Source organism: Spiroplasma sp. ChiS (assembly GCF_002968355.1).
In the GTDB taxonomy this organism is placed as follows: Bacteria; Bacillota_I; Bacilli_A; order Mycoplasmatales; family Mycoplasmataceae; genus Spiroplasma; species Spiroplasma citri.
On the sequence record NZ_PUUH01000016.1, the window covers coordinates 1 to 3526 of the forward strand.

Sequence of the window (3526 nt, forward strand, 5' to 3'; positions counted from 1 at the left end):
TTAACAAACCAGTTTCTCAATCAAAGATAATTTTTGAATTTTCTAGTTTTTGATAAAATTGTTGTTGTGTTTTATCTTTTACCTTATTCAATAAATTTCTATGTTTTTCACAAGTTCATAAAACTTTATTTGATACAAATTCTTCGGTGATGAATGATGATAATTTATAACAATCATTAACATCACATATTTTTTGTTGTTTAATTATCATTACCTCCTTTTAAGAGTTGTTTTATTTCAAATAAAAAAACAACTCTAACAAGAGTTGCTTTTTTGGAGCTTCATCGTACATTATACGTAATATTAATTTAAGAACAAAAAAGAATGAAATTAAAACACTAACAAACGAATTATTAAATGAAAGTAATTTATCATGAAAAGATATTAAAAACGAAGAATGAAGCTATGATATTGAATTATTCACCTATCAATTAGAAAATAACACAATTTACAATATAAAAGAAAATCAAAAATATTGAGAAGACTTAAAATCACACACAAAATTAAACAACGATCTAAACAATAATTTTAACAACATTGAAGAAACAATGAATAAAAAAATGATTGCTAATAACGCATTACATAGTGAATGAGATAAAACATCCAACAAATTAGAAAAAAAATATTTATAAAAGAGAGGTAAAAAAATGCCATTTAGATTTATAACATTTGACAACACAGAAGATTATTTAACAGACCGCGACCAAGCAATATATTACGATTTTTTATTAAGAAACCAAACAATTCCCTACTATGCTAATAAAGAATTAAGCAATAAAAACGCTATAAACTTATTAGATAATAGCGATAATTATAACGAAGAAATGTTAAAACTATGTGATAACAATTCAACTGGTTTTTTATTTTACGGATTTGGCGAACAAGAAAACTTAGAAGCAGAATTCAAATATGAAGACAACGGAATTCAAGCAAAAATAAAAACAAAAAAAGGAAACAAAGAAATACCATTTTTTTATTTAAGCATTTGCGGAAGAATGATTAAAGTAGAAAACAACACCACAAACGATATCAACGACTTAATACCGTATGCAAAAAACGAAGCAGAAACAACAACAACAATATTTTTAACAATTAAAATAGATATGTCAAAAGCACCATTAGTATATCCAATCCCCGATATAGACAACCCAGATGAAAACTACCAATATATTAATAAAAATTTTATTGAAAGTTTAGGAGAAAACAAAAGCGAACAAATTGAAAAATTAACAGAATTATTAGAACAATGCCCCATTAACACTAAAATTGACGAAGTTGAACCAAGCGGAATTGACAATAAATTTTATTTTGAAAAAACCAACGAAGAAGAAAACAAACCATGAAAAAATACTAAAAGTGCCATGACTTGAAACGATAATTCAAAAACAATAGCAACCGCCATAATCGATAACATTAATCAAATAAATGATTTTAAATACCGAGCAATTTATCAAAATAAATGTGCTAGCGAATATTTTGTATGAACATACAAAGAAAGATTAATCCAAGATAACTTAAACACAAGACATAAAGACGGAATTTATGAATTCCCTATTCTTAGTTTTAATTTACCCCTAAAAGGCGAAAAAATAAAATCCTTTAATTGAGAATACACCGCACGAGTTCCCATTCGTTATCAATCAATCAAAGACCCCAACAATTTTATTAATTTTTGCGAATATGCCCAAGAAAAAAAAGGAAGAATTCAATAAAAAATGAAATAAAGAAATGGAAAAAATAGATCAAAAAACAGCACAACTAGACAAAAGAATTAGAGAAATGCCCTACAAAATAGAAAGCAGTGCCAAATATGTTAAAAGCAGATTAAAAGAAATGACACCAGACGAACAACCTTTTAATCAAGTTGATAATAAGTATTATTATGTAGTGTGACAAGGCAATAAAAATCTTGAATGAAAAATTTGTAAATTTAAAAATACTGAAAAAATAAGATTAAAAGGGGGAAGCAAATTAGTTCTTGATTATTATGGCAGAGTTCATGACCCTAATAAAATAAATTTAGTTTTTGATGCTAAAATTATTAATTTAAGAGCAAACGATCAAATTTGAACAGATAATAGCATTAATTTTAAAGCAGTTTACCGTTGAAATGGTGGAGAAGAATGATCACCGATATTAAAATATGATGGTGGGATGATTAAATTTTGAGTATGAAAAGATTTTAAAACATGAGATAAAACCCAGCGTGGTATTGTGACAACAGCCGCTATTGGTTTGCGAACATTTGGATATTGATTAATTTGATAATAAGGAGAATAAAAAATCAGTAAAACTATTTTAGAAATTATTGTTTTGGTTATATCACTTTTTACTGGTGGAACAACGGGCATAACGGCAACTATTTTGAGCAAAAAACAACAAAAAATTAGAGATGAAAATAAAGAATTAAAAGAAAAAATAAACGATATTAAAATTGAAATTAATAATATTAATACGAAATTAGATGTTATTACAATTATAAATAATAAATTGGCTAATAACAACAAAATAAATATCAGACAAAAAAACAAGGATGGTAATAAAAATGAAAAAGAAAAAGACTAAATTATTTTTTCTACGATTAGCATATTGAATAGTTCACGGTTTAACATTGGGATTGCTAATTTTATTCACTGAAATTAATAAACTAATGCTAAAATTAAAAGAAAAAATTAATAATGAATGTATTTTGTTAGATGAAAATAAAGAAGATAATATTAATGACATAATTAAAAAAGACGATGAAAAAGAAAATTAAATAAATTAAAAAAAGCAATTTTTACTAAATTACTTTTTTATTCACCATTAACTTTTACATTGCCACCAGTATCAACAACTAAATTAGGTAATTTTTGTTCTTCACCATTTCAACGGTAAACTGCTTTAAAATTAATGCTATTATCTGTTCAAATTTGATCGTTTGCTCTTAAATTAATAATTTTAGCATCAAAAACTAAATTTATTTTATTAGGGTCATGAACTCTGCCATAATAATCAAGAACTAATTTGCTTCCCCCCTTTTAATCTTATTTTTTCAGTATTTTTAAATTTACAAATTTTTCATTCAAGATTTTTATTGCCTTGTCACGCTACATAATAATACTTATTATCAACTTGATTAAAAGGTTTTTCTTGAGGGCAAATTCATTCTAAGTTTTCTTTTATTTCTTGGCAATTTGTGTATATTTGGTTTTCTTTTTTTAGTTGTTGTAATTCATCTTCGTTATATTGTGGTATATTATTACAAGCAACTAAACTTGTTGTGCTTGTACCTAGTAATGTAATTGCTCCTAAAAAACTTAATCATTTTTTCATAAAAAGCCAGTCCTTTCTTAATATTTTATTTATATAAAAATTATATAATGAATGATGCAAATTTAATGATTATTTATTGAAAATATAATTAAAATATAAATATTCAAAAATAATATTTATTTTGATAATATATCAACAGTATCAAACAAAAATTTTAATTTTAAGAAAGGAAATAAAATATGTATCAAATTTGTGAAATGTGTAGAAAAAA

At 24.7% G+C, this 3526-nt stretch carries 6 protein-coding genes; 4 read left to right on the top strand and 2 right to left on the bottom strand.

The genetic code is table 4. The features are described 5' to 3' along the window. On the bottom strand, nt 1–211 hold a 211-nt coding region (locus C6B38_RS01385; RefSeq protein WP_146693249.1), incomplete at its 3' end, for a hypothetical protein. A gap of 436 nt (nt 212–647) precedes the next feature. On the opposite strand from C6B38_RS01385, the gene C6B38_RS01390 reads away from it, so the two are divergent. Genes C6B38_RS01390 through C6B38_RS01405 form a run of 4 tightly spaced genes read left to right on the top strand, consistent with a single transcriptional unit; the run spans nt 648 to nt 2758 of the window. Then, complete coding sequence (locus C6B38_RS01390; RefSeq protein WP_105298371.1) at nt 648–1712, top strand: hypothetical protein; 1065 nt, start codon at nt 648–650, stop codon at nt 1710–1712. A 16-nt stretch (nt 1713–1728) separates the two neighbouring features. After that, complete coding sequence (locus C6B38_RS01395; RefSeq protein WP_105298372.1) at nt 1729–2268, top strand: hypothetical protein; 540 nt, start codon at nt 1729–1731, stop codon at nt 2266–2268. A gap of 45 nt (nt 2269–2313) precedes the next feature. Then, complete coding sequence (locus C6B38_RS01400) at nt 2314–2565, top strand: hypothetical protein (RefSeq protein WP_146693250.1); 252 nt, start codon at nt 2314–2316, stop codon at nt 2563–2565. After that, nucleotides 2546–2758 carry a hypothetical protein gene (locus tag C6B38_RS01405; RefSeq protein ID WP_105298374.1) on the top strand — a complete coding sequence of 71 codons (213 nt, stop codon included), beginning with the start codon at nt 2546–2548 and terminating at the stop codon, nt 2756–2758. The genes C6B38_RS01400 and C6B38_RS01405 overlap by 20 nt, the downstream gene beginning before the upstream one ends. 209 nt (nt 2759–2967) lie before the next feature. On the opposite strand, the gene C6B38_RS01410 is transcribed toward C6B38_RS01405, so the two are convergent. After that, nucleotides 2968–3315 (bottom strand): lipoprotein, encoded by a 348-nt coding sequence (locus C6B38_RS01410; RefSeq protein ID WP_105298375.1) that lies wholly within the window; start codon nt 3313–3315, stop codon nt 2968–2970. Between the last annotated feature and the right edge of the window lie 211 nt (nt 3316–3526).